At 39.4% G+C, this 23,580-nt stretch carries 27 protein-coding genes; 2 read left to right on the top strand and 25 right to left on the bottom strand.

Annotated features, from left to right (window positions below):
- Positions 1-180, bottom strand: a complete 180-nt coding sequence (locus AB3I27_RS07655; RefSeq protein WP_002287649.1) for a 2-hydroxymuconate tautomerase — start codon at positions 178-180, stop codon at positions 1-3.
- A 46-nt stretch (positions 181-226) separates the two neighbouring features.
- Positions 227-2,050, bottom strand: coding sequence for a heavy metal translocating P-type ATPase (locus AB3I27_RS07660; RefSeq protein WP_104771552.1), 1,824 nt, complete (start codon positions 2,048-2,050; stop codon positions 227-229).
- 273 nt (positions 2,051-2,323) lie between these two features.
- On the opposite strand from AB3I27_RS07660, the gene helD reads away from it, so the two are divergent.
- A complete protein-coding gene (helD, locus tag AB3I27_RS07665; RefSeq protein WP_002316971.1) occupies positions 2,324-4,603 on the top strand; it encodes an RNA polymerase recycling motor HelD in 2,280 nt (759 codons plus the stop codon).
- A gap of 92 nt (positions 4,604-4,695) precedes the next feature.
- On the opposite strand, the gene AB3I27_RS07670 is transcribed toward helD, so the two are convergent.
- The 21 genes from AB3I27_RS07670 to AB3I27_RS07770 form a co-directional block, all read right to left on the bottom strand.
- Complete coding sequence (locus AB3I27_RS07670; RefSeq protein WP_002290861.1) at positions 4,696-5,343, bottom strand: hypothetical protein; 648 nt, start codon at positions 5,341-5,343, stop codon at positions 4,696-4,698.
- Positions 5,344-5,521: 178 nt separating this feature from the next.
- Positions 5,522-6,241, bottom strand: a complete 720-nt coding sequence (locus AB3I27_RS07675; protein WP_002290860.1) for a YebC/PmpR family DNA-binding transcriptional regulator — start codon at positions 6,239-6,241, stop codon at positions 5,522-5,524.
- 130 nt (positions 6,242-6,371) lie between these two features.
- Complete coding sequence (locus tag AB3I27_RS07680; RefSeq protein ID WP_222896841.1) at positions 6,372-7,523, bottom strand: nucleotidyltransferase; 1,152 nt, start codon at positions 7,521-7,523, stop codon at positions 6,372-6,374.
- Between the two features lie 218 nt (positions 7,524-7,741).
- Complete coding sequence (locus AB3I27_RS07685; protein WP_138315194.1) at positions 7,742-8,482, bottom strand: class I SAM-dependent methyltransferase; 741 nt, start codon at positions 8,480-8,482, stop codon at positions 7,742-7,744.
- A gap of 1 nt (position 8,483) precedes the next feature.
- Positions 8,484-8,840, bottom strand: coding sequence for a ribosome silencing factor (gene rsfS, locus AB3I27_RS07690; protein WP_222897093.1), 357 nt, complete (start codon positions 8,838-8,840; stop codon positions 8,484-8,486).
- A 24-nt stretch (positions 8,841-8,864) separates the two neighbouring features.
- Positions 8,865-9,458, bottom strand: coding sequence for a bis(5'-nucleosyl)-tetraphosphatase (symmetrical) YqeK (gene yqeK / locus AB3I27_RS07695; RefSeq protein WP_002314176.1), 594 nt, complete (start codon positions 9,456-9,458; stop codon positions 8,865-8,867).
- A complete protein-coding gene (locus tag AB3I27_RS07700; RefSeq protein WP_002334656.1) occupies positions 9,442-10,092 on the bottom strand; it encodes a nicotinate-nucleotide adenylyltransferase in 651 nt (216 codons plus the stop codon). Before AB3I27_RS07700 ends, yqeK begins: the two co-directional genes overlap by 17 nt.
- Before the next feature lie 9 nt (positions 10,093-10,101).
- Positions 10,102-10,413: a ribosome assembly RNA-binding protein YhbY gene (gene yhbY, locus AB3I27_RS07705; RefSeq protein ID WP_002310375.1), complete on the bottom strand. Its 312-nt coding sequence runs from the start codon at positions 10,411-10,413 to the stop codon at positions 10,102-10,104.
- A gap of 15 nt (positions 10,414-10,428) precedes the next feature.
- Positions 10,429-11,538 (bottom strand): ribosome biogenesis GTPase YqeH, encoded by a 1,110-nt coding sequence (yqeH, locus tag AB3I27_RS07710; RefSeq protein ID WP_002310374.1) that lies wholly within the window; start codon positions 11,536-11,538, stop codon positions 10,429-10,431.
- Entirely contained in the window at positions 11,535-12,062 is a 528-nt protein-coding gene (locus tag AB3I27_RS07715) for a YqeG family HAD IIIA-type phosphatase (RefSeq protein ID WP_002310373.1), read from the bottom strand. Before AB3I27_RS07715 ends, yqeH begins: the two co-directional genes overlap by 4 nt.
- 227 nt (positions 12,063-12,289) lie before the next feature.
- Complete coding sequence (locus AB3I27_RS07720; RefSeq protein ID WP_002314178.1) at positions 12,290-13,075, bottom strand: acetyl-CoA carboxylase carboxyl transferase subunit alpha; 786 nt, start codon at positions 13,073-13,075, stop codon at positions 12,290-12,292.
- Entirely contained in the window at positions 13,068-13,937 is an 870-nt protein-coding gene (gene accD / locus AB3I27_RS07725) for an acetyl-CoA carboxylase, carboxyltransferase subunit beta (protein ID WP_002310370.1), read from the bottom strand. Before accD ends, AB3I27_RS07720 begins: the two co-directional genes overlap by 8 nt.
- Positions 13,938-15,317: an acetyl-CoA carboxylase biotin carboxylase subunit gene (locus tag AB3I27_RS07730; RefSeq protein WP_002314179.1), complete on the bottom strand. Its 1,380-nt coding sequence runs from the start codon at positions 15,315-15,317 to the stop codon at positions 13,938-13,940.
- A 7-nt stretch (positions 15,318-15,324) separates the two neighbouring features.
- A complete protein-coding gene (gene fabZ, locus AB3I27_RS07735) occupies positions 15,325-15,744 on the bottom strand; it encodes a 3-hydroxyacyl-ACP dehydratase FabZ (RefSeq protein WP_002310367.1) in 420 nt (139 codons plus the stop codon).
- A gap of 24 nt (positions 15,745-15,768) precedes the next feature.
- Positions 15,769-16,245 (bottom strand): acetyl-CoA carboxylase biotin carboxyl carrier protein, encoded by a 477-nt coding sequence (accB, locus tag AB3I27_RS07740; protein ID WP_002314180.1) that lies wholly within the window; start codon positions 16,243-16,245, stop codon positions 15,769-15,771.
- A 2-nt stretch (positions 16,246-16,247) separates the two neighbouring features.
- Positions 16,248-17,483 carry a beta-ketoacyl-ACP synthase II gene (fabF, locus tag AB3I27_RS07745; protein ID WP_222896843.1) on the bottom strand — a complete coding sequence of 412 codons (1,236 nt, stop codon included), beginning with the start codon at positions 17,481-17,483 and terminating at the stop codon, positions 16,248-16,250.
- An 18-nt stretch (positions 17,484-17,501) separates the two neighbouring features.
- Positions 17,502-18,239 (bottom strand): 3-oxoacyl-[acyl-carrier-protein] reductase, encoded by a 738-nt coding sequence (gene fabG / locus AB3I27_RS07750; RefSeq protein ID WP_002290842.1) that lies wholly within the window; start codon positions 18,237-18,239, stop codon positions 17,502-17,504.
- Between the two features lie 11 nt (positions 18,240-18,250).
- On the bottom strand, positions 18,251-19,168 hold the full coding sequence (gene fabD / locus AB3I27_RS07755) for an ACP S-malonyltransferase (RefSeq protein ID WP_002290841.1): 918 nt from the start codon (positions 19,166-19,168) through the stop codon (positions 18,251-18,253).
- Between the two features lie 106 nt (positions 19,169-19,274).
- The gene (locus AB3I27_RS07760) at positions 19,275-19,499 is read right to left on the bottom strand and encodes an acyl carrier protein (RefSeq protein ID WP_002287614.1); all 225 of its coding nucleotides are present in this window, start codon (positions 19,497-19,499) and stop codon (positions 19,275-19,277) included.
- A 53-nt stretch (positions 19,500-19,552) separates the two neighbouring features.
- Positions 19,553-20,515 carry a beta-ketoacyl-ACP synthase III gene (locus tag AB3I27_RS07765; protein WP_002290840.1) on the bottom strand — a complete coding sequence of 321 codons (963 nt, stop codon included), beginning with the start codon at positions 20,513-20,515 and terminating at the stop codon, positions 19,553-19,555.
- Between the two features lie 9 nt (positions 20,516-20,524).
- The gene (locus AB3I27_RS07770) at positions 20,525-20,965 is read right to left on the bottom strand and encodes a MarR family winged helix-turn-helix transcriptional regulator (RefSeq protein ID WP_002310362.1); all 441 of its coding nucleotides are present in this window, start codon (positions 20,963-20,965) and stop codon (positions 20,525-20,527) included.
- Positions 20,966-21,270: 305 nt separating this feature from the next.
- Between AB3I27_RS07770 and AB3I27_RS07775 the strand changes: the two genes are divergently transcribed.
- On the top strand, positions 21,271-22,236 hold the full coding sequence (locus AB3I27_RS07775) for a GIY-YIG nuclease family protein (RefSeq protein ID WP_002290834.1): 966 nt from the start codon (positions 21,271-21,273) through the stop codon (positions 22,234-22,236).
- A gap of 56 nt (positions 22,237-22,292) precedes the next feature.
- On the opposite strand, the gene AB3I27_RS07780 is transcribed toward AB3I27_RS07775, so the two are convergent.
- Together AB3I27_RS07780 and AB3I27_RS07785 are read right to left on the bottom strand one after the other, a co-directional pair.
- Positions 22,293-22,523 (bottom strand): YkuJ family protein, encoded by a 231-nt coding sequence (locus tag AB3I27_RS07780; RefSeq protein ID WP_002287607.1) that lies wholly within the window; start codon positions 22,521-22,523, stop codon positions 22,293-22,295.
- A gap of 85 nt (positions 22,524-22,608) precedes the next feature.
- The gene (locus AB3I27_RS07785; protein WP_002290832.1) at positions 22,609-23,496 is read right to left on the bottom strand and encodes an NAD(P)-dependent oxidoreductase; all 888 of its coding nucleotides are present in this window, start codon (positions 23,494-23,496) and stop codon (positions 22,609-22,611) included.
- Between the last annotated feature and the right edge of the window lie 84 nt (positions 23,497-23,580).

Consider the following 23,580-nt stretch of genomic DNA (forward strand, 5'->3'; position numbering starts at 1 on the left):
TTATTTTTTCCATTCCCCATTTACACCGTATGTTCCTTTTTTCATCTCGTTGATGATAACATGGATGTGTTCTTTTGGTGCTTGCGTGTTTTTATGAACAGCTTCCGTGATATCTTTCATCATATTTTCTAATTGTTCCGGACTGCGACCTTCTACTAATTCGACATGTACGAATGGCATAATGTTCTCTCCTCTTTCTGATCGTTCTTTTTTCATCTCGATTCTATCATACTATGTTTGTCTTGGGTACTGAATCCGGAAAAATGGCTGGGTCTTTTTTTGCTCTCAGCGCACTCAGGATAGAGACCGTATCCACGACTTCTTGCAAAACAGCCCCGAATAACGCAGGAACCAGACCCGTACTTGCTATTAACATCAAAAAAATACAAATAAAGATGCCAATCAGTACAGATTGTTTCGCTATTCTCATCGTATCTTTTGAGATCACTACTGCTTTTGCTACACGCAAAAGATCATCTTTCAAGATGACCGCATCTGCACTTTCACTAGCAACTGTAGAACCATGAGCGCCCATTGCAATGCCGATATCTGCAGCAGCAAGTGCTGGTGCGTCATTCACACCGTCTCCTATCATCGCCACAGGTCGTTGATCTTTAGGGATACGTTCTAAAATGGTCAGTTTATCTTGAGGCAAGCAATGAGCATGTACAGAATCTAATTTGACTTCCTCTGCAATCGCTTGAGCAATGGCTGATCCATCTCCGGTAATCATCATCAAATTTTTCACACCAAGATTTCTTAGCTCTTTGATTGTCCTTGCTGCTTCTGAGCGAATCTGATCCGAAAATAGGATGGTTCCTGCAAAGGATTGATCAATGGCTACATAGATTGCTGTTTCAGAAGTCTCGATTTCTTCCACTGAAACAAAAGAAGCGCGTCCAATCTTTACGTCATGATTATTGACTACTGCTTGGATTCCTTGACCTGTCACTTCTTTCAGTTGACTAACAGGATACAGTTGGCTGTTTTTCACGTTGTTCACTAACGAACGAGCTAAGATATGGCTAGATTCCTGTTCTGCACTTGCTGCATACATAAGTAGCTCTTCTTTTTTCATTCCATTGACTGGTTGAATCGCCTCTACTTCTAATATTCCTTTGGTAAGCGTTCCTGTTTTATCAAAAGCAATCGTTTTTGTACGTGCGAGCTTTTCAATCGTTGTTCCAGTTTTAACAACAATCCCGTTTTTACTTGAACGGCTCATCCCAGCAACTAAAGCGATCGGCGCAGCTAAAATCAATGGACAAGGCGATGCTACGACCAATACTTCTGCAAAACGCAAAGGATCTTTTGAGAACCACCAAGAAATACCGCCAATCAAATATGCGATCAATGTAAAGGGAACCGCATAACGATCAGCTAAACGGACGAATCGGGCAGGTTTTTCTTTTGATTCTTCGACTAATTTAATGATCATTTGATATTGGCTATCTGCAGCGCGTTTTTCAGCAATCATTTGGATTGATCCGTCTCCATTTAAAGACCCAGACATGATCTGATCTCCAGGTTTCTTTGTTTCTGGACGAGACTCTCCTGTCAAAGAAGATTCATCGACTGATGATTCTCCTTTGATCACTCGACCATCAACTGGTACAAGCTCGCCAGGCTTGACTAGCAGCTGATCATCCACATTTATTTCATCAATTACTATATCCTGCCATCTTCCTTCTTTGAATCGATGGGCGATTCTTGGGGTGTTGTCTAATAAAGATTGCAATTCTTTACCTGCTCGTTTATTCGCGTAATCTTCTAGACTATCTCCGCCTGTAAGCATGATCAATATCATCAAACTAGCCCAATATTCTTTGACGGCTAATGTTGCAAGGATTGCGGTAATCGCTAATATATCTACACCATATCTTCCTGAACGCAATGTTTTGATCATTTCCAAAAACATCACGAAGGCGAGAATCCCTCCAGTAAATGCAACAATCATAAAAGCAAGTCCCGGCTGATGGAAAACAAATTCACTTAACAAAGCTACTCCGCCAATAAATAAAGTAAGTAAAAATTTTTTTAAATGTGTCATAGTTTCTTCTCCTCTTTTTTGTGACTTAGAGGTTAGTCATCTTCAATTGCCTCTCTTTCTCTTAAGCATAGTACTTGCTTAACACTTTTTAAAACAATAGGCCTTAATTGAAAACAACTATCACTATCAGCGTTTCCAATAGTCGCCAGTCCGACAAACGAATCTATCGAGCAAAGAGGACTTTTTTCGATTCATCCGTTAAAAAGTACCTTTTTTCGAAAAACTGTGCTATACTTTTAATTCGTTATTTACGGCGGAAGGAGCAAACATGTGATGAATGAGAAACAACTAGAACAAACGCACGTGGATGAAACGATCGAACTAATCCAGATCGAACAAAATATGCTGGATACAAAACAACGAGAATTGACTCAAGAAATGAATCATTCGACAAAAGACACAGCTAATCACAAGATTCGAGCTGGTTCCAATGAAGCTTTTTATGAATCTGCTGTTGAATATCGTCAACATGAGCAAGAATTGCTTTTAAAATATCATACTCTTGAGGCGCAGCAAAAACGCCTACAAACGTTGTCTGTTATGAAAGACAGTCCTTACTTTGCCCGTATCGATTTTAAAGAAGACCGTGAAACAGAAACATTGTATCTAGGTATCGCTTCTTTAAGAGATCTAGCAGAAGAAACAATTGTTATTGACTGGCGCGCACCAATTGCCAACCTTTATTATGAAGGTGAGATTGGTCCCGCATTTTATGAAACTGAAACAGATAGAATAGATGTCGATCTGCAGTTGAAACGACAATTTAAAATCCAAGAAGGACGTATTTTATCTATGGTAGATACGTCGGAAGTAATCAACGATGACTTTTTGCTAGAGATATTGGACGAAGCATCAAGCAACCATATGAAAAATATCGTCTCTACGATACAAAAAGCACAAAATGCAATCATTCGGGACACAACAAGTAAAGTGATGCTGATTGAAGGAATCGCCGGAAGCGGAAAAACGTCTGCTCTGCTTCAACGTATTGCTTTTCTGTTGTATCATAATCGCAAATGGCTAGAGGCAGAAAACGTGCTTCTATTTTCACCAAACCATTTGTTTTCTGATTATATCTCGACTGTATTGCCTTCATTAGGTGAAAGCGGTGTGCCTACACAAACATTCAAAAATTATATTTCACAGCTGTTGCCAGAGTTTTCTTTATTAGACGAACAGCAACAGGAAAGTGGTTTTTTGCTAGGCGAAAAAGATCCGATACAAGTGATGAAAAGCGGATTGACCTTAGTGGATCAGATTGATCGCTATATCCAAAGCATCACAAGCTACGGTCCCTTGTTCCGTGATATGAAAATAAATGGTCGTACGATCCTATCGAGGGAATCGATTCGCCAATGGTATAAAGAAACAAATGAACAACTTCCCTTGCACCACAGACTCTCTCTGTTACAAACGAAACTACTGAAAAAATTAGGCGGTCTGCAAAAAGATGAAACACGTCAGCAATGGGTCAAAGATCTCGCGGAAGAGCAGCTCCAAGAACTATACGCAACAGATCCTAATCTTGAATATACAGAACAAAAGGAGCGTTCCTTACGTAAAAAACTGGCTAACCAAATCGTACGTAAACGATTCCGTCGAATTCATCGAGGAATCATGAATTATCAATTTGTCAATATAACGAAACAATATCTCCACTTTTTACAAACTGTGCCACTTTCTCTTCTGACACGACATAAAATCAGCGAGACCAGATGGCAAGAACATTTAGCAACTATTCGTACACATTTGCGTCAAAGAGAGTTGCCCCAAGAGGATGCTGTCCTATTCTTTTTACTAATGCGCCGAACGTATCCGGTGACGGTCACACACAAAGCTCGCTATATCTTTATTGATGAAATGCAGGATTTCGCACCATCACAAGTGGCATTGTTGCAAGCCTTGTTCCCAAAAGCAAATTTGACTTTCTGTGGAGATCTAAATCAAAATGTCTTTGGAAATGAAACGATTGTGGGATCATTGGAAGAACTTTTCGTGGACCGTGAAGTTACCCGTTTCCAATTAACGACAAGCTATCGCTCCACAAAAGAAATCACTGATTTTGCTAATCACTTTATTGCAAAAGAACATCAAGTAGAGACTACAGCAAGAAAAGGCGATTTGCCTTTGCTCATCCAAGGAACAACTGATGATGTCAAACTGAATTGGTTAGCAGATACCATTCGAACGACTCAGGGAAAAGCCCGGTATTGGCGTACAGCAATCATTGCTAAAACCCAAGAAGAATGCGAGACTCTTTATGCTCAACTGCCAGACGAGTTGAAACAACAAGTCCAGCTGATTTTAAATGAGAGTGATTTTATGAAGCGTTCCATTATTTTACTTCCAGCCTTTTTAGCAAAAGGTCTGGAGTTTGACCGAGTTTTCTTGTGGGATGTAGATGCAGATCATTTTTCTTCTCAGCAAGACAAATTGATCCTTTACACCATGTGTACACGTGCGATGCATGAATTGACACTTTTTACCTCCAATAATGAAAGTCCTTTGTTAAACAATATGGATATTTCATCTTATGAGAAAAAAGTATTGTAACTAAAAAGACAACTGCTATCGTCAATGTTAGCAGTTGTCTTTTTAGTTACAGCAATAATTGCAGAAAAAGTAATTTCATCATTTAAGGTCATTTATTCTATATATAAATCCAAATCTGTTTCAGGATATTTTAATTTGACAAGCGAAATAATCATTTTTAGTTCTTCCATGTTTTCTGGATATTCTGGGTCAAATACCTTGCTATGACGTCCAATACCGCCATTATCGATCAATCGGTAAATTCGGTTCCATTCAATGAACTGATCGATTGATTGGAAATTGCTGATTGGATAACCCCCACAATCCAAAATTTCTGATACACGAAATGCTAGGTATGCACTATCGACCACTTTATTTTTTTTCGTATCTATCTTCTCATTTCTTTCGATGAGAATTTTTTCAGGATGATGCTTTAAGCTCCACTCCAATAGTAGAAAGAAAGCCTCCATCCGATACTCTTCTTCAAATAACCGAAAGGCTGAATCAGAACGACGAAAAAGCAGCGGAATCAAATATTTTTGTCTATAAATCAGCATTGGTGCGCGGTCCACCATACACTCTAAATAACGGTTCAGATACCCTGTACCGACATAGTTTCCTAATCGATAGCCTTCAACGCCGAATCTTGCGTATTTTTGCGCTAATTTTGAACAATCAGTTACGTTCACTGCTAACTCTTCTACTTTGCGGTAACCGCTTAAGATACGTTCAAAAGGTTCTAAAGTGATTTTTGCTTCCATATTCTTCCCCGTCCATCTTCCACATACTTCATATCATTTCATATGATACTTATGCTCTCATCATACCACAGGTTGAATTAGAATAGAAAATAAATCACACAAAAAAACAAGACAATCTGTTAGTGAGATTGTCCTGCTTTTTGAAAAAAACTGAATACTTTTCGTTAAAACTGATTGCTTAGTCTTCTAATGCCACATTATGGAACACATGCTGTACATCTTCTAGATCTTCTAGCGCATCAATCATTTTTTCAAATGTTTCTTGGTCTTCTGAAGATAATGTAACTTCGGTTTGAGGAATCATTTGGATCTCAGCAATTGAAAAATCAGTGATTCCTTTTTCTTTTAATGCTTCTTGGATACTATGGAAATCCGCTACTTCACCGTAAACGATGATTTGTCCATCTTCTTCCATTACGTCACGAACGTCGATGTCTTTTTCCATTAGATATTCAAGGATCTCATCAGCGTCTTCTCCTGCAAATGCAAAGATTGCTGTATTGTCAAACATATAAGAAACCGCTCCAGAAACACCCATGTTCCCGCCATTTTTCCCAAATGCTGCTCGTACGTCTGCTGCTGTTCGATTCACATTGTTTGTCAATGTATCAACGATCACCATTGAGCCGCTTGGTCCAAATCCTTCATAACGTAATTCAGAGTATGTTTCATCTCCTGCACCTTTTGCTTTTTCGATTGCTCGGTCAATAATATGTTTTGGTACATTATAAGTTTTAGCGCGATCAATGACGAAACGTAGTTTTTGGTTTGCATGCGGATCAGGATCACCTGATTTTGCTGCTGCGTAGATTTCAATCCCAAATTTTGCATAAATCCGGCTATTATTAGCATCTTTAGCAGTTTTCTTTGCTACGATATTTGCCCATTTACGTCCCATATTTTCACTTCGCTTTCTGATTTGATAGTTTCATAACGCAAAAACGTCCTGTTCCATTATACTTGTGAATCACGATTCTGTGAAGCTTTTTTTCTTTCTTCCTTCATTCTTCTCATTTTCAGTCAAAGGTCTATACTTGGATTGGGATTTGTCCGAAATTCTGTTCTGGAATATTGCCTCCCAATTGATAGATTTGATCACTTCTAACTAACAGTTCCGCTTCTTGTGCCTCTTTTTTTCCGATTCGGGAATAAATAGAAATCTCTTTTTTTTCTTTTAAGAAGCTTCTTCCAGCATCGGTAAATCCAAGTAGTCGAAGATAGTTTTTATTTTGTTGGATAGGAATCTCTTGCTTTTTGATATTCAACAAGACATAACAAGATAATCGTTGGATCCGCGTCCATGTATATCTCTTTGTTTTTACTTTTGACACAAAATCTGCAAAATCGTTAGCTGTTGCTGCTGCTGTCTTCATACGAGTTTCTATTCCTTCGGTCATCTGATAGATATCTGTCAATTCCATCAAAGTAGAAGATAACAACCGATAACGCAAATACGGCCAATAGGATTCCCAAGTCTGTAACGAACAAGTGGAAAGATCTTCTTCTGTCTGAAATGGCACAAGTCCAGCGATCCTTTTTCCTTTTTCTAACGCATGGCGAATGGCTGTTGCACTGGCTATTGTTTGATCTGTAATTGTTTTTTCATGATAGCCTGCACTTTTACGCTGGATCGGATGTAACTCCATAGGGTGGATATACTTGGCATTTTCTTTTGCATAACTTAATCCTAAAATATGATTGGGTGAAGAAAAATCAAGCGCAATATCGGGATACAGACTGCGAAAAACTGCAGTCATTTTTTGCGGATAACTATACGTTTGATCAGACAGCTCGTGAAAAGACTCTTCTATCTTATCTTGATTCTGTTGAACAAATCGGCCGAAACTACCATAGTCAAACGAGGTTTCTTCTTCTGTTCCAAAACACAAACTGTCACAGTCCAATGCTTGCAAGATTTTCACTGCACCTTTGGCGAAATAATCAGCTGACTGAACCGCCCATTCGACAGGAAGCTCTACTACTAAATCCACACCATTTTGCAAAGCTTCATTCGCACGATGCCATTTATCGATGATAGCTGGTTCGCCTCGTTGCAAAAAGTTCCCGCTCATTACAGCAATGACGACCTCTGCTCCTGTTGTTTTTCGTGCCATTTCAGCATGATAGCGATGTCCATTGTGAAATGGATTGTACTCTACGATAATCCCGCAGCTTTTCATGTCCGCCCTCCTTCATAGTTTATCGATAAAAAAACACTAGAGACAAGTAAGGAAAAGTCAAAAATCAGAAAAAATACCCGAACTATATAAACTATTCTCGCAAACACAATACTTCTGCGACGAGAAGCTGCACCGCAAGAGCAATGCCTATATCGTTCGGATATATAATTTATGTTGACGATTTATTCTTTTCTTGTTAACTCAAGCAGGCAAAATTGCTAGTCTTTGTATGCTACGAAGAACCAGCGCTTTGATTTCTCTGATGCTGCTTCGTCTGTAAAATCAGAAAATGCTTCGACTTTCGAAAACCCACTGTTTTCCAGCATTCTTAAATAGCTTTCCAATGGATAGGTACGCTCTTCATGTAGTTCATCTTCACGGATAAATTGCCCAGATCCTTCTGGTTCCTCAACGAAAAAAGTCAGAAAATGTTCGATGCTGTGTTTCTCACTTCCTGGATAGCTATCCCACAAAAAAGCAAAATTATCCCCTTGATAATGATAGCTATATTCTGGAAAAACCTCGTCTACTTGATAGGTGGAGTGCACGTCAAATAAAAAACGGCCATTTTCTTCTAACGCTTGATAGACTTCATCAAAAACTTGCTGTACCTCTTGTCTATTTTTCATGTAGCACAACGAATCAGAAAAACAAGTAATTGCTTGATATTGACCGATTTCTGATAAATCGAGCATATTGCCTTCTACAAATTGGATCGATACGTCTTCTTCATATGCTCTCTGGCTTGCGATCATCAACATCTCTTCTGAAAGGTCTAACCCTGTCACTTCATATCCATCTTTTGCAAAGGCAACCGCTAATGCTCCAGTACCGCACGCCAGTTCCAAAATATTTTTTGTGTCTTCTTGCAAATGACGTTTCGAAAAAGCTAACCACTGCTGGTAAAGCGTTTCGTCCATCACTTCATCGTAAATGAAAGCAAATGTTTCATAAGCCATGTTAATCCAACCATTCATTAAGATCGACTAACGGCGCATCTGACCATAGTTTTTCCAAATTATAGAAGCATCGTTCTGGCGCATGGAAAACATGTACGATCAAATCTCCAAGGTCGATCAATACCCATTTTCCGCCTTCTTTTCCTTCAATACGTTTTACTTCATATTTGTTTTCTTCTTCTTTATCAATGATTTCTTCTGTAATTGCGTTGATTTGACGTTCACTATTTGCTGAACAGATCATGAAATAATCTGCTAACAAGGAAACATTTCGAACGTCTAAAGCGATAATGTCTTCTGCCCGTTTTGAATCTGCTGCTTTAACCGCAATTTTTAATTGTTCTTTACTATCTATGATGATTTCCTCCTAATATTGAATGGCTTATTTTTTTGCTACCCAGTAATTATATGTTTCGATTGTTTTTGGATAAATCTGTTGTTCTTGTGCAAGTAGATGGGATAGCGTATGTTTTGTTTCAAATGCTACTGCTTCATCTAGATCAACCCATGCAATTGTCCGTGCATCTTGCACCCCAGGAAAATCCCGACCTGGTTCAATATAATCTGCTACATAAATGATTTTGTCCAGGAGACTCATTTTAGCAGCGCCAGTCGTATGCACTCGTATCGCGTGAAGAATCTCTGAATCAGTGATTCCTAATTCCCGTTCTACAAATGAAGCACCAACAAGCCCATGCCAGATAGCATTATTATAATTCAATAATTCTGGATCAAAACCGTCTCTTACGATCACCATTTTGAACTCCTCATCTGGTCGTTCTTTCGCATAATCGTGTGTCAATGCAGCGATACTAGCTTTTTCAGGAGAAGCACCGTATTTTTTGGCAAGAGCAACAGCTGTTTCTTCTACTCCAAGCACATGCTTGAAACGTTGTTCGCTCATTCTCATCTGTATTTTTTGCATCAGGTTTTCTCTAGAATAAGCAGTATATTCATTACTATAGTCCATCTTCATACAACCCTTCATTTTGGATATAATCAATTACTTTATCTGGAACAAGATAGCGGATAGAACAGCCTTCTTTGATCTTTTGACGTATTTTTGTGGAACTGATGTCGATTTCAGGTACATCTACCCAAATCACAGGATATGGCGTATCTGTTGTGTAACCTGGTCGACGTATGCCCACAAAATTGACCATCGAAGTCAACTCATCAATTTTATACCATTTTGGCAAATATTCTACCATATCCCCGCCGATAATAAAGTAATAATCTGTATCCGGATTGTTTTGTGTCAATTCCTTCATCGTATCATAGGTGTAGCTTTTCCCACCACGAGCTAATTCGATCGTTTCAATCTGCAAAAAAGGGTTGTCTTCCACCGCTAATTCCAACATGTTGAGTCGATGTTTTGCATCAATCGTCTGTTTCTCATCAACATGAGGCGGCTGATAAGAAGGCATTAAAAATACGCGGTCAAGACCTAAATTCCGGCCAGCTTGTTCAGCCATCACTAAATGAGCAAGGTGAACGGGATTGAACGTTCCGCCTAGGATCCCTACTTGCTTTTTCTTCTCTAAGAATTGAGGCATTTCTTTAGGAAATAGTTGTGAACGAACAAATGTCTTAGCTTGCGTATTCATCATGGTCACTCCTTATATTGCTTTTACTTCATTTGATAACTTTTGATACTTTTCTTTTGTAGAAGGTTTGTATAATACGATCACTCGTCCAATGATTTGGACGATTTCACAGTCGATTTCTTTTTCTAATACTTGAGCTGCTTCTTCTGCAACCTCATCTGTATTTTGAAGTAGAGATACTTTGATCAGTTCTCTTTTTTCTAAAGCTTCTTCAATTTGGACGATCATTGCTGAATTAATTCCACCTTTACCGATTTGAAAAATCGGCTGAAGATGATGCGCTTTGCTACGTAAAAAACGCTTTTGTTTTCCTCTTAAACTCATAATTTTCCTTCTTCCTTAAATCAATGCTTTGCGTTTCAATACATCTACACCCTTTGGCGCCCAGCCCGCAATTACTGCTGGCGCTGTTACAGTGATCCAGCCTAGACCGGCAAAAACGATGTCTGTTTTTTCTTTCACAGAAAACTCAAAACGAACAAGCTCCGGAAATGCCTCGACTTCATCAGGACGAGGAGGCTGTAATAATCCACCTACATGTTTTTGATAAAATTCGTCTGCTTTTTCCAGTTTCGTTCGATGAATATTTACATCATTTGACACATAAGCAATAAATGAAGCACGATTGCCGCTGATAAAATCAAATCTTGCAAGTCCACCCAAGAAAAGTGTTTGCCCTTCATTCAGCTGATAAACTTTAGGTTTGATTTCTTTTAACGGGGCAATGATCCGCAAATCTTTTTTACCTAAGTAATGCGCCATTTGATGACGATGGATGATCCCCGGTGTATCAATCAAAAAATGTCCATCATCTAAAGGAATCTCGATTTTATCCAAGGTCGTTCCGGGAAACTGTGAGGTTGTGATCACATCTTGTACTCCCGCTGTATTTTTGATGATTTGATTGATAAGCGTTGATTTCCCTACATTTGTTACTCCGACGATATAAACATCCCGTCCATCGCGGTATTCTTCAATTTTTTCTAATAGTTCCGTCATCTCATGTGATTTCTTAGCACTAGTTAGTAATACATCTACTGGACGAATCCCTGCTTCGTGAGCACGTTCCTTCATCCATTGTGTTAATTTAGGTTTTTTCAATGATTTCGGTAATATATCCACTTTGTTTCCCACTAAAAGTACTGGATTATCGCCGACAAAACGGTGTAGTCCTGGAATCAGCGAACCATTGAAGTCAAAAATATCCACCACATTGACAATCAATGCATCTTTTTGCCCTAATTCATTCAGTAAGCGTAAAAAGTCGTCATCCGTCAATGAGACATCTTGGATCTCATTATAATGGCGTAATCTGAAACAACGCTGACAATAGACTTCGCCGGAAGCTAACCCTTTTTCCAAAGCCGTTTGCGGCGTGTATCCTAATTCACCGGGTTTGCTTGTTTGTATAACGGCACCACAGCCGATACATTGTAATTCTTCTGTCATTCGATTCCACCTCGCCAGCCCATATCAGGGTATTTTGCTAATAGATAGGCCATAATTCTTTTTTCCCAAAAACGATTAAATTGTGTCTTCCAACTATCTGTTGCGATAATGGGTTTTACAAGGATGCTACGTATCCCTGCACGATTGGCTCCACGTATATCAGTCATGATTTGATCGCCTACCATTACTATCTCATCATCTGCTAAATCCAATTGTTTCTTTGCTATGTTGATCCCTCTTGCTAAAGGTTTCATTGCTCGTGCAACATACAAAAGATCAAATTTTTCAATCGCTCGCGCGACACGTTTTGAATTATTGTTTGAAACAACAACAACAGGAATTCCTGCATTTTTCATTTCTAAAATCCAAGTAAGCAACTCTTCTGTTCCATCTGGATTATTCCATGCAATCAACGTATTGTCTAAATCTGTCAATACTGCTTTGATGCCTAGATTCTTTAATTGGGCAGGTGTAATCTGATAGATGGCTTCTACCATCCATGTTGGTTTGTAATTTGAAAACATGTTGTCTCCTCATCTGCAAAAAATGAAGGAGCACATAAAGTACTCCTCAACCCCGTATTATACTGCATATCAGCAAAAAAAACTACCTCTATACTCGTCCCTCTTTCAGAAAAAGCATTTCTTTACAAAATGACCCAAAATAAAGATTGATCACAGAAAAATTTAGAAACAAAAAACAACTAAGCGAGCAAGAATCATTCTTTACTCTTTGCTTAGTTGTTAAACATCTAATATTGTCGGAACCTCTTGTATCGTTTTTCCAATAGTTCATGGTGGTCGAATCGAACAAGTTCCGTTAATTTTTCAATCAACGCTTTTTTCATGATGTGAGCGACTTTTTGCCGTGGCAACTGCTCGCCGTTGAACGTTTCAGGAATCACTCGATCCACGATCCCTAGCTCACGTAGTTCTGGTGCAGTAATTTTCATCAACTCGGCTGCTTCTGCAGCGCGACTGCCGTCTTTCCACAAAATCGAAGCAAATCCTTCTGGGGAAAGCACAGCATAGATCGTTTCTTCTAACATCCAGACTTCATCCGCTAAACCTAGAGCAAGGGCACCGCCACTTCCACCTTCACCAATGATGACGGCGATGATTGGTACTTTTAAATCAGACATTTCGAGCAGATTTTTGGCAATTGCTTCTCCCTCGCCACGCTCTTCTGCTCCTATACCGCAATAGGCACCTGCTGTATTGATCAATGTAATCACCGGTCTATTGAACTTTTCCGCTTGCTTCATCAGTCGTAAAGCTTTGCGATAGCCTTCAGGATGAGGAGAACCAAAATTTCTGCGGATATTTTCCTGCAGATCCCTTCCTTTTTGAATACCTATCACTGTTACTGGTTTGCCATCTAATCGAGCGATGCCACCAACAATCGCTTCGTCATCTGCAAATAAACGGTCACCATGGCATTCCTCGAAAGAATCGAAGATCTCTTCAAAAAAGTCCAAGCTAGTCCATCGTTCTTTAGCTCTTGCTAACTGAACGACATCATGTGCTGTTTTATCCACGATCTATCCATCCTTTCTGTGTATGCAATTCAAGAAGCGTATGGATTTTCTGCTTCAATTCCATGCGGGGAACAATCTGATCGACGAAACCATGAGACAATAAGAATTCGGCCTTTTGGAAATCTTCTGGAAGTTCCTGCTTGATCGTCTGTTCAATGACACGTCTTCCAGCAAAACCAATCAAGCTTTGGGGTTCTGCTAAAATGATATCACCTTCCATTGCAAAACTGGCAGTTACTCCTCCGGTCGTCGGGTCTGTCAAAACAGTTAGATAAAAAAGACCTTCATTACTGTGTCGTTTGACAGCAGCAGAGATTTTCGCCATCTGCATCAGAGAAAAGATGCCTTCTTGCATCCGAGCGCCTCCAGAAGCCGTGAACAAAACGACTGGAAGTTTTTCCTTTGTTGCTCGTTCGAATAACCTAGTGATTTTTTCTCCAACAATCGTGCCCATGCTTCCCATGATAAAATTGGGGTCCATCACTCCAATAATGAAGGGAATTCCCTGAATGGTTGCTTTACCAGTGAGGACTGCTTCATGAAGCCCCGTTTTGTCTTGCATTTTTTTTATTTTTTCCGTATATTCAGGAAATGCTAGCGGATCTTCGGTTACAAGATCCGTATCCCATTCTTCAAAACTTTTTTCATCAATGATCAAAGCTAGACGCTGCCATGCACCGATTCGAAAAGCGTATCCGCAATGGGGGCATACTTTTTCTTCACCGATGTCTTTCGTATAAAGGATATGTTTACAATTTGGACACTTCGCCCACATGTTATCGGGAACAGATGGCGAGTTAGCAGGTTTGCTCTCTCTATTAGGATTGATCCGAATATATTTCTTTTTCTTAAACAGAGCCATCTATGCGCCTCCTATCTCCGTTTCTGGTGTCCAATTCGGTAAAAATTCTTCTTGTAAAAATGCTGTGCTGTAATCACCTGCTATTACTGCTGGATGACTAATCAAATCCATCTGAAATTCTGCGTTCGTAATGATCCCTTCTGTGATAAATTCACTTAAGGCTCGCTGCATCTTCATCAAGGCTTCAAAACGTGTATTTCCATGGACAATAATTTTTGCAATCATTGAATCATAATATGGCGGGATCGTATAGCCTGGATAAACTGCACTGTCTACCCGCAACCCCATCCCACCTGCTGGAAGTAGCAAGTTTTGGATTTTCCCTGGTGAAGGAGCAAAATGAAAAGCGGGATTTTCTGCATTGATTCGGCACTCGATGGCGTGTCCTTGGAATACTACTTCTTCTTGACGTACATTCAAAGGCTCACCGGCTGCTATCTCCACCTGTTTTTTTACTAAATCGATTCCTGTGACCATTTCTGTTACGGGATGTTCCACTTGGATTCGAGTATTCATCTCCATGAAATAAAATTCGCCTTCTTCATCCATCAGAAACTCGATCGTTCCGGCATTTTCATAATTGACTGCTTTAGCTGCTCGAACAGCAGCGTCTCCTAGTGCTTCTCTTTTTGATTGTGAAATCACTACAGAAGGAGATTCTTCCAGTACTTTTTGATTATTACGTTGCAAAGAACAATCTCGTTCACCTAAATGAATAACATTGCCAAAATGATCACCTAAAATCTGAACTTCTATATGGCGAGCAGGATAAATGATTTTTTCCAAATACATATCATCATTTCCAAATGCCGCTGCTGCTTCTTGCTGAGCTGAAGAAAAATGCTGTGGAAGTTCTTCTTTTGATTGAACTTTTCGAATGCCTTTCCCGCCACCACCTGCAGCTGCTTTCAGCATCACTGGATAGCCGATTCTGTCTGCTATTTCCAATGCTTCTTCTACAGTAGATAATACACCAGTACTTCCTGGGATGACCGGGACATTTGCTTCTTGCATCAATTGACGCGCATTGATTTTATTCCCCATTGCATCAATTGTTGCGCTTTTAGGACCAATAAATGTGATATTGCACTCTTCACACATGGAGGCAAACCGGCTATTTTCAGATAAAAATCCAAAGCCTGGATGAATTGCTTCAGCTTTTGTTACGATTGCAGCGCTCAGTACTTCTTGAACATTCAGATATGAATCAACCGCTTTTGCCGGACCAATACAGATTGCTTCATCTGCTAGCTGTGTATGAAGTGCTTCGGCATCTGCCTCTGAATATATCGCTACGGTTTGGATCCCTAATTCGCGGCATGCACGAATGATACGCACAGCGATTTCGCCACGGTTAGCTATCAAGACTTTAGAAAACATATTTCACCTATCCAATCATAAAGGTTAATTCCGCTTCGGCTACTTTTTTACCGTCAACCTTAGCGATTCCTTTGCCTATTCCGGCTGAGGCTTTCACTTTCAATATCTCAACTTCAAGATATAAGGTATCTCCCGGTGTAACTTTCTTACGGAATTTTGCTTTGTCCAATCCGCCGAAGTAAGCCGTTTTACCCTTGAACTGTTCAAGAGAAAGTAATGCGACTGCTCCTGCTTGCGCCATTGCTTCAACAATCAGTACCCCTGGCATAACAGGTTCTTCTGGAAAATGTCCTTGAAAAAAGGGCTCGTTGATCGTTACATTTTTCTTAGCAATGATCCGTTCTCCTTCAACCATCTCTTCCACTCGATCAATCAAAAGCATTGGATAACGATGCGGAATAATTTCTTTGATTTCTTGTATGTTCATTTATTTCCCTCTTTCCTGCTTTGCTTATTTTGGCTGGATCCTAAAGAGTGGCTGCCCATATTCAACAACTGACTCGTTCTCTACAAGGATTTCTGTGATTACTCCGTCGGTCTCACTAGTTATCTCATTCATCAGTTTCATCGCTTCAATAATGCAGATAACTTCTCCTTTGGCAACTTGATCACCTACTTTTTTGAAAACTGGTTTGTCTGGTGCCGGTTGCAGATAAACGATTCCCACGATTGGCGAAACAACCTCGATTCCATCAAATACTACCGATTCTTTTTCCTTCGTTGGTTTTGGAACAGTTGTTGCTTCTTCAGGCATGGCGTTAACTGGCTCCGAAACTGGCAACGTTTCGTTTGTTTGAACCATATTCATGCCTCGACTTGTTTTATTTTTATTCATGTACAATTCAAATTGACCTTCACGCAAGTCAAATTCCGTTAGCGAAGATTGATCAAATTGACTAACTAATTCTCTAATTTCATTGATATCCAAAATTATTCCTCCCAGCGTTTCATACAAAGAACCGCATTATGTCCGCCAAACCCTAATGAATTGCTCATTGCATAAGTAAAGCTTGCAGGTTTGCTTTCGTTTTTGACAACTGTCAAATCAATCTCAGGATCTTGTTTTTCTACATTGATTGTAGGTGGGATAAATTGATGTTCCAATGCCATCAGAGTGGCTAATGCTTCGATCCCGCCGGCTGCTCCCAATAAATGTCCAGTCATTGATTTCGTACTGCTGACATAAGTATCTCTGAAATTTTCACCTAGTGCGAGTTGGATTGCTTTTGCTTCTGCCTGGTCATTAGCTGGCGTACTCGTTCCGTGCGCATTGATATATCCAACTTGCTCCGGCTGTATACCAGCTTCTTCCATCGCAAGCTTCATTGCTTTAGACGCACCAGAACCATCTGGAGTAGGGGCTGTCATATGGTAAGCATCACAATTTGCACCGTATCCAACGATTTCTCCATAGATTTTGGCACCGCGAGCCTGTGCATGCTCTAAAGATTCAAGAACTAGAACACCTGCTCCTTCACCCATCACAAAACCATTTCGATTTTCATCAAACGGGATCGAACCACGATTAGGATCAGTTGATTCCGAAAGTGCAGTTAAAGCTGCAAATCCAGCAATCCCCATCTCACAAATCGTTGCTTCTGTTCCTCCAGCAAGAATGACATCTGAATAGCCATGTTTGATGTTACGGAATGCTTCACCGATTGAATTCGTTCCGCTAGCACAAGCTGTTACGATAGCTGTACAGATGCCTTTTGCGCCTACTCGTAAAGCAATATTTCCAGCTGCCATGTTGGCAATCGCCATTGGCACGAACATTGGAGAAACTCGTTTTGCGCCTTTTTCATGCAGACGGATAACTTGATTTTCGATTGTCGGAAGACCACCGATTCCTGATCCGATGATGACACCAAACCGGTCTTGATTCATTTTTTCTTTATCTAAACCGCTTATCTCCATTGCTTCTAAAGCAGCGTAGATCCCATAGATCGAAAACATATCCATTCGTTTGCTATCTTTTTTAATAAAATATTTATCGTGAGGGAAATCTTTGACTTCACCCGCTAAGGTGATCCCTGTTTCTGAAGCATCAAATTTAGTGATCGGTGCGATGCCATTCGTACCTTCTTTCAAGCTATTCAAAAAGCTGTCTGCGTCATTTCCAATAGGTGAAGTGACTCCATAGCCAGTAATTACCACTCGATTCATTTATTTGCTCTCCTTTTCTTATCCGTGCATGACCAATCCGCCATCGACATTGATGACTTGGCCGGTGATATATGGATTTTGTGCTAAGAAAACTGCTGTTTGTGCAACATCTTCTACTTGTCCGAAACGTTGCATTGGAATTTGCTTTTCCGCTTGCTCTTTGACTTTATCTGCTAAAACTTCCGTCATATCAGTTGTGATGAATCCTGGTGCAATGGCGTTGCATGTGATACCTCTAGTCGCAGCTTCTCGTGCAACCGATTTTGTCAATCCTACGACACCAGCTTTGCTAGCTGCATAATTTGCTTGTCCGATATTTCCAATCAATCCAGATACGCTAGAGAGATTGATGATGGCCCCTTCTCGCTGCTTCATCATTTTTTTCAAAACGTGCTGCGTCATATTGAAGGTACCGATCAAATTGATATCAAGACATTTTTTGAAATCTTCTGCATCCATCCGCATCACAAGTTTGTCATTTGTGATTCCGGCATTGTTTACTAAGATATGGATCGATCCAAGCTTTTCTTCTGCTTCTTTGATCATTTGTCCTACTTTCTCATAATTAGAGATATCGCCGGAAACTCCTACGCATTTTACACCGAATGCTTCAATTTCTTCTATCTTTTCTTTTGGAATCTCTCCGCGCCCATTCAAAATAATATTTGCTCCAGCGTTTGCAAAAGCTAAGGCCATCGCTTTGCCAATTCCTCTTGTGCTACCTGTGATAAATACATTTTTCCCTTTTACATCCATAACCTTCCTCCTTATAATTTTGCTATTGTTTCATCAAATGTCTGCTTATTTTCAACACGCAGAACTGGTATCGTTTTATCAATTTTTTTCATAAATCCGCTTAATACTTTTCCAGGACCGACTTCAATGACTTGCTCGATACCGATTGTTTTTAATTTATGGATACTCTCGTAGAAACGAACGGGTTGCATGACTTGCTGTTCGAGTAGTCCCGCAATCGTCTCTTTCTTCATTATTTCCGTTGTTGTGTTGCTGATGACTGGAAAAGAAGGGTCAGAAAATTGAATATGACTTAGATCCTTCGCCAGTTTTTTTGATGCTGGTGCTAAAATAGCTGTATGGAAAGGTCCACTGACATTTAGTGGGATCATCCTTTTGATTCCTTTTTCTTTTAAGAGCAAAACAGCTTCATCTACGGCTTTTTCTTCGCCACCAATCACGATCTGCTGAGGTGTATTGTAATTAGCAGGAGACACGATGCCGTACTTGCTTGCTTCATGACAGCTTTCCTCAATCGTCTCAATCGGCGCATTCATTACTGCGACCATTTTTCCGCTTCCAGCTGGGGCAGCTTCCGTCATATAAACGCCTCTCTTCGCTACTAGTGCAACGGCTTCAGTGAAGGATAACGCATCACTGGCTACTAATGCCGAATATTCTCCTAAACTCAGTCCTAAAGCTGCATCTGGGATGATTCCATGCTCCTTCAATAAGCGATAATACGCAATGCTGACTGTTAGAATAGCTGGCTGTGTATATTGTGTCTGATCCAAACGTTCATTTTCTGAAAAGCAGAGTTCGGCCATATCGTAGCCGAGAATCTCACTTGCTTCATCAAATGTCTGCTTTACAACGGCTTCTTCATATAAATCTTTTCCCATACCTTGATATTGTGCACCTTGGCCACTAAATAAGAATGCTGTTTTCATGTTTTTCTCCAATATATCCAGAATATATGTTTGATTCTTCTTATTCAAAAAGGCCGAGACATCCCTATTTCAGGAAATGTCCCAGCCCCCAACCTAATTTTAATGATTATGCAGTTTGTTTTTCTACGTAAGTCACTAAATCTTGAACCGTTTTGATTCCGTCTTCTGTTTCGATTTTTACATCAAATTCATCTTCAATTTCATTGATGATTTGGAATAAATCCAAGCTGTCAGCTTCTAAGTCTTCTTGGATGTCAGTAGTCAATTTGATTTCTTCAGTTTCTTTTCCTAATTCTTCTGCAATGATTTCTTGAATTTTTTCGAATACCATAATAATATATTCCTCCGATATTGTTTGCTTTTTTATTTTTATAATTTAACAGTTTACAGCCCCATGAGAATACTTCCCCACGTTAAACCTCCGCCATAGCCTGTAAATATTACTTTCTGTTGTTTTCCCAAGGTGATCTTTCCGCTAGAAACTGCTTCATCCAATAAAATAGGGATACTTGCAGCAGAGGTATTCCCGTACTTATCCATATTGGTCAGGAATTTTTCTTGCGGCATCTTTACTTTTCGGGCGATTTTCTCAATGATCCTGAGATTTGCCTGATGCAAAAGCAGATAATCAACTGGCGTGTCTTTCATGACTTCTTGGATATTGTTTGCAACATCTCGAACAGCGAAATCAAAAATATCTCTGCCGGTCATTCGCAAATAATACGAACCTTCTGAATCTTCTGAATAGAACGGGTTTTTATTTTGCTGGTAGCCAGCAGTCAGTGAGGTACTTCTGGTACCATCAGTTGCTAATTTTTCTTTCAGCAATTTTTTTTGTGGGTTTGCTTCTAAGAGAACCCCGCCTGCTCCATCACCAAATAATACAGCAGTCGTGCGATCAGACCAATCGATTAGCTTAGACAGTGTTTCACCACCAATTACCAATCCTTTAGTTGAGCCGCAGCGGATCATTTTTTCAGCCATGCTTAACGCATAAACAAATCCTGAGCATGCCGCGCTGATATCGAAAGCAATAGCATTAGCTGCTCCCAATTTTCCTTGCACTTGTGCTGCTACAGATGGTGTCGAGTAATCGGGCGACATTGTTGCTACTAAGATAAAATCCAAATCTTTAGGGTTCAGATTTTTTTGTTGCATCATTTTTTCCGCCACTAAGAGGCATAAATCAGATGTCTCCTGATTTGTTACACATCTTCGTTCACGAATACCCGTCCTTGATGAAATCCATTCATCCGAGGTATCCATCATCTTGGAAAGATCATTATTCGTAATGATCTTTTCAGGAAGGACGCTGGCTGTTGCAGTAATCATTCCAAATTGTTCCATTAAATATCCTCACTTATAGTCTTGCAAGAAGTCATGCAAGTTTTTCAGTGCATCCAGCAAGGCATGCTGTTCTTCCGTAGCCATTCCTTCTAAGATGTTCTTGACCATTTCACGATGAAAATGCTGATGGACCCGAAACAGTAACTTTCCTTTTTTCGTTAGTCCCAACTTTACAACACGACGGTCATCTTCACTGCGGATACGTTCGACATAGCCTTTTTTTACTAACTTGTTAATAGCAGTGGTCAAGGTCCCAACAGTAATTGATAGTTCTTTGGCTACTTCTGAAGTTGTTTTTTTCTTGTACATCCCGATTGCCTCGATCGTGTGCATCTCTGTGATTGACAGATCTTTGAATTGAGATTTTTTCAACTCAGATTCTTCGATTGTCAAAATATCATTGAAGACACTAACAAGATAATCATTTACTGTTTTTAAATCTGGTTCCATGTTCCACCGTCCACTAATTAGTTTGATTATCAAATCTTTTGATGTTCAAACTATATCTTAACTTTTTTCAAAATGCAACCGTAAAAGTTCATTTTTTTGTTATATGAGTTTATTTTAAGATTTTACTCATTTGAAAAAACTGATAAATCAGCATTTTTTATTTATTTTATTAGAAAAACTATTGCACCGACATATTTTGATTATCAAAGTATTTCTTGTTGATAGAATGTTCCAATTACCTAAAACTTGTCCATTATTTTAAAATTTGTTATAGTCTTTTTATTCAAAGCGTGAAAGGAGACCCTATGTTAAAAGAAAAAATAAAAAATCTCCCCATGCTGCCGGGTGTCTATCTTATGAAAAACCAAGAAGGGATGGTCATCTATGTTGGTAAAGCAAAACGGCTCAAAAATAGAGTAAGCAGCTATTTTCATCAGAATAAGCAGCATTCAAAAAAAGTATTACGTATGATTCATCATATAACAGATTTTGATTTTGTCGTAGTAGATACAGAATTAGATGCTTTGTTGCTTGAGTGTCAACTGATCCAACATTACCGTCCTTTTTATAACCGACAAATGAATTATTTCAGTAACTACAATTATGTACATATTTCCAATAAGGGATTTGTATTAACAGATACTCCTACGGCTCGAACATACGGGCCTTTTCGTCTCTATAAAAAAATGCCGTCTATTTTGCGTATAATGGAAGAAACGTATCAAATGCCTTGGTTGTCTGAAATCAGCTTATTAGCTTTGCGAGTCCAGCTTCCTGACTTACAGGAAATGACTTTTGAACAGAAAAAGAAGGAGATCCAAGGATTGTTTCAGGGTCGCAATAAAAAGCTACTGACTTACTTGAAAAAGAGACAACAACATTTCATCTATCAGCTGAATTTCGAAAAAGCTGGCATGCTTCAAAAAGATATCGAATTAGTTACTTATTTCATCAGACGGATCCAAGAACAAAAGCAGTTTTTAAGAACACCATCCCTCACATTCAGCATGCCACTGGCAGCGGACGATAGTCAGAAAAAGCACTACCTTATTTGTTACGGACAGCTTGCAGAAACAATGATTACTTCTGGGAACAATCCACCTGACTTTTATTATGAAAAAAAAGAAGCTCATTTATCTTTGAAACGCCAATTATCAAAAGAAGAAATCGATCCTGTACAAATTTTGATTAGTTACCGCAAAAAATTAGAAAAGGAACAGATTGAAATGGAGCAATTAAATAAAAAAGAAGCTGAAAAGCAACTAAATTAGCTGCTTCTCGGCTTCTTTTAGCCATCTTCAACTTCAAATGTCAATTATCCTAAAATTTATTGGATTAAATCATAGATTTCCATCGCTACGATATCGATATTATCGAATTCGTATTGCTGATGAGTATCTGTTTCAGTTAATTCAAATGTATCGGTCGCTTTATCATAAGTTACTGTACACTTTTCTACGCCTTCTTTTTCAAAACGGCGAACTTGCAGTTCATTATCTGCTGACTCGACCATAGCCTCCAGTCGTTTTATGATTGCGACTAATTGTGAATGTGTCATCGGAGGTCCTCCTTTTCTTATTTCTGTTATATTGTATCAAAAGCATAGCCTACTTGCATTGATTTTCTCTAAAAAAACTCGTTTTTTATGATTTTTTTTCTGGTATTTTCCCTTCAGGCCACCAAAGTTTGATCAACGCTTGAGTTCCGTCATTCTCAAAACCTTTATCTGCCAACTCTTCGTATAGTTTCAACGCTTGGATGGTTGCTGGCAAGACAAGGTTCATTTTTTCTGCTTCTTCTAATGCAATCTTTAAATCTTTGATAAAATGTTTGACAAAAAAACCAGGCGTGTAATCTTCTTTCAAGATACGTGGGGAATAATTACTTAAAGACCAGTTAGCTGCACTTCCGCCTGAAAGTGTCTCAATCACTTTCTCTAAAGCGAGACCGTTTTTTTGTGCATAGACAAGCATTTCCGTCATTCCTGTCATCGTGCCTGCAATCATGATTTGATTGGCCATTTTCGTATGCTGACCTTTCCCAGCAGAGCCATACAATGTAAATGTCGTACCAAATTCCTTGAATAAAGGAAGTACTTGATCATAGACCGATTCTTCTCCGCCCACCATGATCGTCAGTGTGCCATTCTTTGCTCCTAAGTCACCGCCTGACACCGGTGCATCTAATGCATCTGCACCTTTTTCTTTTGCTGTTTTTGCAATTTTTTCTGCCAGAGTTGGTGTACTTGTAGTCAAATCAACTAAAATACGTCCTGAGACATCTGCAGAAAAAATCCCCGATTCTCCATAGTAGATTTCTTCTACATCTTTAGGATAACCTACCATTGTAAACAGAATATTACTTTGTTCTGCTACAGCCTTTGGTGTATCCGCCCAGACAGCTCCTTCTGTTACTAAAGGATCAGCTTTTGCTTTTGTCCGATTATAAACAGCGACTTCGTGACCTGCTTCTAGTAGATGGCGTACAACAGCACTTCCCATAACGCCTGTTCCGATAAAACCTAGTTTCATTCTTTCGACCTCCTAAAAATCAAAAATCCTTGCTTCTATGCTAGTATACGCTAGAAACAAGGATTTTTTTATAAAAAATGTTTG

The organism is Enterococcus sp. C46 (genome assembly GCF_040887565.1).
Classification (GTDB): Bacteria; Bacillota; Bacilli; order Lactobacillales; family Enterococcaceae; genus Enterococcus_B; species Enterococcus_B lactis.

What these genes read in the sequence shown, in the direction of transcription:
- AB3I27_RS07655 (WP_002287649.1), bottom strand. Translation starts at nt 180, where the DNA reads ATGCCATTCGTACATGTCGAATTAGTAGAAGGTCGCAGTCCGGAACAA.
- AB3I27_RS07660 (WP_104771552.1), bottom strand. Translation starts at nt 2,050, where the DNA reads ATGACACATTTAAAAAAATTTTTACTTACTTTATTTATTGGCGGAGTA.
- helD (WP_002316971.1), top strand. Translation starts at nt 2,324, where the DNA reads ATGAATGAGAAACAACTAGAACAAACGCACGTGGATGAAACGATCGAA.
- AB3I27_RS07670 (WP_002290861.1), bottom strand. Translation starts at nt 5,343, where the DNA reads ATGGAAGCAAAAATCACTTTAGAACCTTTTGAACGTATCTTAAGCGGT.
- AB3I27_RS07675 (WP_002290860.1), bottom strand. Translation starts at nt 6,241, where the DNA reads ATGGGACGTAAATGGGCAAATATCGTAGCAAAGAAAACTGCTAAAGAT.
- AB3I27_RS07680 (WP_222896841.1), bottom strand. Translation starts at nt 7,523, where the DNA reads ATGAAAAGCTGCGGGATTATCGTAGAGTACAATCCATTTCACAATGGA.
- AB3I27_RS07685 (WP_138315194.1), bottom strand. Translation starts at nt 8,482, where the DNA reads ATGGCTTATGAAACATTTGCTTTCATTTACGATGAAGTGATGGACGAA.
- yqeK (WP_002314176.1), bottom strand. Translation starts at nt 9,458, where the DNA reads ATGAAGATGGACTATAGTAATGAATATACTGCTTATTCTAGAGAAAAC.
- AB3I27_RS07700 (WP_002334656.1), bottom strand. Translation starts at nt 10,092, where the DNA reads ATGATGAATACGCAAGCTAAGACATTTGTTCGTTCACAACTATTTCCT.
- yhbY (WP_002310375.1), bottom strand. Translation starts at nt 10,413, where the DNA reads ATGAGTTTAAGAGGAAAACAAAAGCGTTTTTTACGTAGCAAAGCGCAT.
- yqeH (WP_002310374.1), bottom strand. Translation starts at nt 11,538, where the DNA reads ATGACAGAAGAATTACAATGTATCGGCTGTGGTGCCGTTATACAAACA.
- AB3I27_RS07715 (WP_002310373.1), bottom strand. Translation starts at nt 12,062, where the DNA reads ATGTTTTCAAATTACAAACCAACATGGATGGTAGAAGCCATCTATCAG.
- accD (WP_002310370.1), bottom strand. Translation starts at nt 13,937, where the DNA reads ATGGCTCTGTTTAAGAAAAAGAAATATATTCGGATCAATCCTAATAGA.
- AB3I27_RS07730 (WP_002314179.1), bottom strand. Translation starts at nt 15,317, where the DNA reads ATGTTTTCTAAAGTCTTGATAGCTAACCGTGGCGAAATCGCTGTGCGT.
- fabZ (WP_002310367.1), bottom strand. Translation starts at nt 15,744, where the DNA reads ATGAACATACAAGAAATCAAAGAAATTATTCCGCATCGTTATCCAATG.
- fabF (WP_222896843.1), bottom strand. Translation starts at nt 17,483, where the DNA reads ATGAATCGAGTGGTAATTACTGGCTATGGAGTCACTTCACCTATTGGA.
- fabG (WP_002290842.1), bottom strand. Translation starts at nt 18,239, where the DNA reads ATGGATGTAAAAGGGAAAAATGTATTTATCACAGGTAGCACAAGAGGA.
- fabD (WP_002290841.1), bottom strand. Translation starts at nt 19,168, where the DNA reads ATGAAAACAGCATTCTTATTTAGTGGCCAAGGTGCACAATATCAAGGT.
- AB3I27_RS07760 (WP_002287614.1), bottom strand. Translation starts at nt 19,499, where the DNA reads ATGGTATTCGAAAAAATTCAAGAAATCATTGCAGAAGAATTAGGAAAA.
- AB3I27_RS07765 (WP_002290840.1), bottom strand. Translation starts at nt 20,515, where the DNA reads ATGGAACAATTTGGAATGATTACTGCAACAGCCAGCGTCCTTCCTGAA.
- AB3I27_RS07770 (WP_002310362.1), bottom strand. Translation starts at nt 20,965, where the DNA reads ATGGAACCAGATTTAAAAACAGTAAATGATTATCTTGTTAGTGTCTTC.
- AB3I27_RS07775 (WP_002290834.1), top strand. Translation starts at nt 21,271, where the DNA reads ATGTTAAAAGAAAAAATAAAAAATCTCCCCATGCTGCCGGGTGTCTAT.
- AB3I27_RS07780 (WP_002287607.1), bottom strand. Translation starts at nt 22,523, where the DNA reads ATGACACATTCACAATTAGTCGCAATCATAAAACGACTGGAGGCTATG.
- AB3I27_RS07785 (WP_002290832.1), bottom strand. Translation starts at nt 23,496, where the DNA reads ATGAAACTAGGTTTTATCGGAACAGGCGTTATGGGAAGTGCTGTTGTA.